Here is a 3,257-nt window from a genome sequence, read left to right as displayed (position 1 = left end):
CCCCGGGCGTAGCCCCGCCCCCGCACGCCTACGGCAGGTACGCGGCGACCGCCTCGCGAATCGGGGCGAGGTCCACATCCGTGCCGATCGCCGCCTCGTCCGGCGCCTCGTCGCGGGACGGCTCGACGCCGAACAGGGCGCGGGTGAAGGGCGGGTAGACGGTGCGGCCGAGCAGGTCGCGGGTGATCGCGGCGCCGGCGTCGGGCGTCAACTGCCGCCGTTCGGTGAGGAACGCGGACAGCCGTTCGTGGGCGGTGGCGAAGATCGCGTCGTAGTAGCGGGCCGACGCCTCGGGGAGCCGGCCGGCCTCGGCGATGCCCAGCCGGCAGGTGCGCACCGTGGGCGTCCACAGCAGCATCTGGAGGAAGCGGCCGCAGAACAGGACGGCCGCTTCGGTGGTGTCGTCGCTGTAGTCGGCGGGCGTCCCGAGCTTGCCGAGGTACAGCTCACGCACCAGGTCGACGACGGCGAGGAAGAGGTTGTCCTTGCTCTCGAAGTGCGCGTAGAGGCTCCGCTTCGAGGTCTCGGCGCGTGCGGCCACCACGTCCATGGACGCGCGCTCGAAGCCCATCTCCAGGAAGACGTCCTTCGCCGCCCACAGGATGTGCTTCCGCAGTTCGTCACCGCGCTTCGCCATGCGGCGTCCTCTCTTGGTACTGTTCCGGCCACGAAGTAAACGGTACGGTAGAGTTTACTTCGGTTCTCGTTCACCGTCACCGGTCAGGAGAGATACATGATCGTCGTCACCACACCCACAGGCAACATCGGCCGACAGGTTCTCGGCGAGCTCTTCGCGCGGGGGTCCGAGCCGGGCGAGCCGGTCCGGGTGATCGCGCGCGACCCCTCCCGGCTCGCGCCCGACGTGCGCGAGCGGGTCGACGTCGTGCAGGGCTCGATGACCGACCCCAAGGTGCTGGCCACCGCGTTCGCGGGCGCGGACAGCGTGTTCTGGCTGGTGCCGCCGTACGCCGAGGGCGCCGAAGTCCCGGGCTACGCGGTGGACTTCACCCGGCCGGCGTGCGAGGCGATCACCGCGCAGGGCGTCCGGCGGGTGGTCGCGGTGACGGGGCTGGGGCGGCCCGTGGCCCCGGACGAGCCCGCAGGCGATGGGCTCGGCTCGCGGGCTCTGGACGAGCTGATCGAGAGCACCGGCGTGGCCTACCGGTCGCTGCGGATGCCCGCATTCATGGAGAACCTGCTCCAGCAGCTCGGGCCGATCAGGGACCAGGGCATGTTCTTCCTGCCGATCTCCGGGGACCGGACGATACCGACCTGCGCCACCCGCGACATCGCCGCCGTCGCGGCCGAGTTGCTGCTCGACGGCTCCTGGGACGGCCAGGAGGGCGTGCCGGTGCTCGGCGCCGAGAACCTGTCGTACGGCGACATGGCGCTCGTCATGTCCGAGGTGCTGGGACGGCCGATCCGCTTCCAGCAGGTCCCCGGCGAGGCGTTCAAGGCCCAACTGATGCGGAACGGGATGCCCGACGCGAGGGCGCAGTCCGTCGTGGACCTGCTCGCCGAGGTCGACGCCGGCTGCTACGACGCCGAGCCGCGAACGGCGCGGTCCACCACGCCGACCACCTTCCGCCAGTGGTGCGAGGACGTCCTCAAGCCGGCCGTCGCGGGCTGAGCGCGCGCTCGCGGCGGCCGTACGACCCCCGTATCCGGCGAACCCCCCGACCGATGGCGGGAGTTGCCCCCATACGGTCAGGTCTCGAGGTCGGGGGTCAGCCAGACGGGGATGCCGCCGAGCGCGGTGTGCAGGCGGGCTGCTTCGGTACGGAGGTGGGCGGACTCGTCGGGGTCGGGGGTGACCGTGGCCAGCGAGAGGAGCGCGGGGGCGGTGCCGACCAGGTGGCCGAGCGAGACGCGGATCCGCAGGGACTCGGTGAAGCCGTGCCGGGCCTCGGCGAGGTCGCCCTCGGTGGCGGCGAGGCCGGCGAGGTGGCGCCAGGTGGAGGCGGTGAGGAGGGTGTCGCCGTGCGCGACGGCGCCCGCGTGGGCGCGGCGGTAGGCGGCGCGGGCGGCGGCCGGGTTCTCCGCGATGTTCTCGGCGACGAGGCCACGCCGGAAGTCCAGCAGCGGGCGGCCGGGGGAGCCGGGGCCGAGCAGGGCGGCGCTGCGGCCGAACGCGGAGCGGGCCTCGTCGGCGCGGTCGCGTACCGAGAAGACGGTGGCGCCGTAGGCGAGGCAGCCGCGCTCCGAGGCGGCGGCGCCGCGCTCCTCGTCGGTGCTCGCCAGCGCCTCGGCGGTACGCAGCGCGTCCTCCGCCTCGGGCCACCCGTCGACCTGGTAGAAACACGCCTCTACCAGGAGTTCCGCCCTGTTCAGTGCGGCCCCGGCGGCGTCGGCGGCGAAGGGCGCGAGCAGTACCGCGGCCTCCGCCCAGCAGCCGCGTGCCCGCAGCCGCCACACGTCCGGTACCCCGACCACCGATTCCGACAAGGCGGTGTCCGCCACAGCATCTCCCCCAAGCGCGTCTTCGAGCCAGTGTGAGCAAGTGCGTGTGTGCATGTGTGTGGGTCCGCATGCGCAGTGGCGGAAGTCCAGCACGCGGAAGGGGCCCGCGCCAAGGGGTCGGAGATCACTTCTTGTGAACGGGATCACTTTCACGAGCGCACGAACGGCGCACGCGGGGCGCACACAGTGGTCACATCGGGCGCCCGCGCGGCTCGCCCGATGGGGACCGGGGAAGGCCGCCCGAGCAGGCCCGGTCAGCTCATCCGCAGGGCGAGGAAGAAGTCCAGCTTGTCCTCGAGCCGGGCCAGGTCCCGCCCGGTGAGCTGCTCGATCCGCCCGATCCGGTACCGCAGCGTGTTGACGTGCAGATGCAGCCGGGCCGCGCACCGGGTCCAGGACCCGTCGCACTCCAGGAAAGCCTCCAGCGTCGGGATCAGCTCGGCGCGGTGCCTGCGGTCGTACGCGCGCAGCGGGTCGAGCAGCCGGGCGGTGAAGGCGCGGCGCACGTCGTCGGGTACGAAGGGCAGCAGCAGGACGTGGGAGGCCAGTTCGTCGTGCCCGGCGACGCAGACCCGGCCCGGGCGGGCGGCGGCCACCCGGCGGGCGTGCCGGGCCTCCTCCAGCGCGCCGTGCAGCCCCTCGGGGGAGTTGACGGCCGCGCTCACGCCGATGGTCAGTCGGCCGTCCTCGGCCAGGCCCCGGGCGAGGGGGCCGCGGACGGCGGCCAGCAGGCGGTCGGCCCGTAGCACGACCGGCTCGCCGTCCGGGGGGTTGCCGTTGCCGGCGGGGCCGTTGGG

The 3,257-nt window shown here is 73.4% G+C and carries 4 protein-coding genes; 1 reads left to right on the top strand and 3 read right to left on the bottom strand.

The features are described from left to right. Window positions 1–28 precede the first annotated feature (28 nt). A complete protein-coding gene (locus AC13HU_RS34645; RefSeq protein WP_483045965.1) occupies window positions 29–637 on the bottom strand; it encodes a TetR/AcrR family transcriptional regulator in 609 nt (202 codons plus the stop codon). Window positions 638–733: 96 nt separating this feature from the next. Between AC13HU_RS34645 and AC13HU_RS34640 the strand changes: the two genes are divergently transcribed. Next, window positions 734–1,630, top strand: a complete 897-nt coding sequence (locus tag AC13HU_RS34640) for an NmrA family NAD(P)-binding protein (protein ID WP_483045964.1) — start codon at window positions 734–736, stop codon at window positions 1,628–1,630. 77 nt (window positions 1,631–1,707) lie between these two features. Here the strand turns inward: AC13HU_RS34640 and AC13HU_RS34635 are convergent, their stop codons facing one another. Further along, window positions 1,708–2,514 carry a hypothetical protein gene (locus AC13HU_RS34635; RefSeq protein WP_483045963.1) on the bottom strand — a complete coding sequence of 269 codons (807 nt, stop codon included), beginning with the start codon at window positions 2,512–2,514 and terminating at the stop codon, window positions 1,708–1,710. Between the two features lie 200 nt (window positions 2,515–2,714). Next, on the bottom strand, window positions 2,715–3,257 hold a 543-nt coding region (locus AC13HU_RS34630), incomplete at its 5' end, for a PucR family transcriptional regulator (protein WP_483045962.1).

The organism is Streptomyces sp. NH27 (assembly GCF_056859195.1).
Note: the sequence above shows the minus strand (reverse complement) of the source record. Positions and strands in the feature narration are given on the sequence as shown.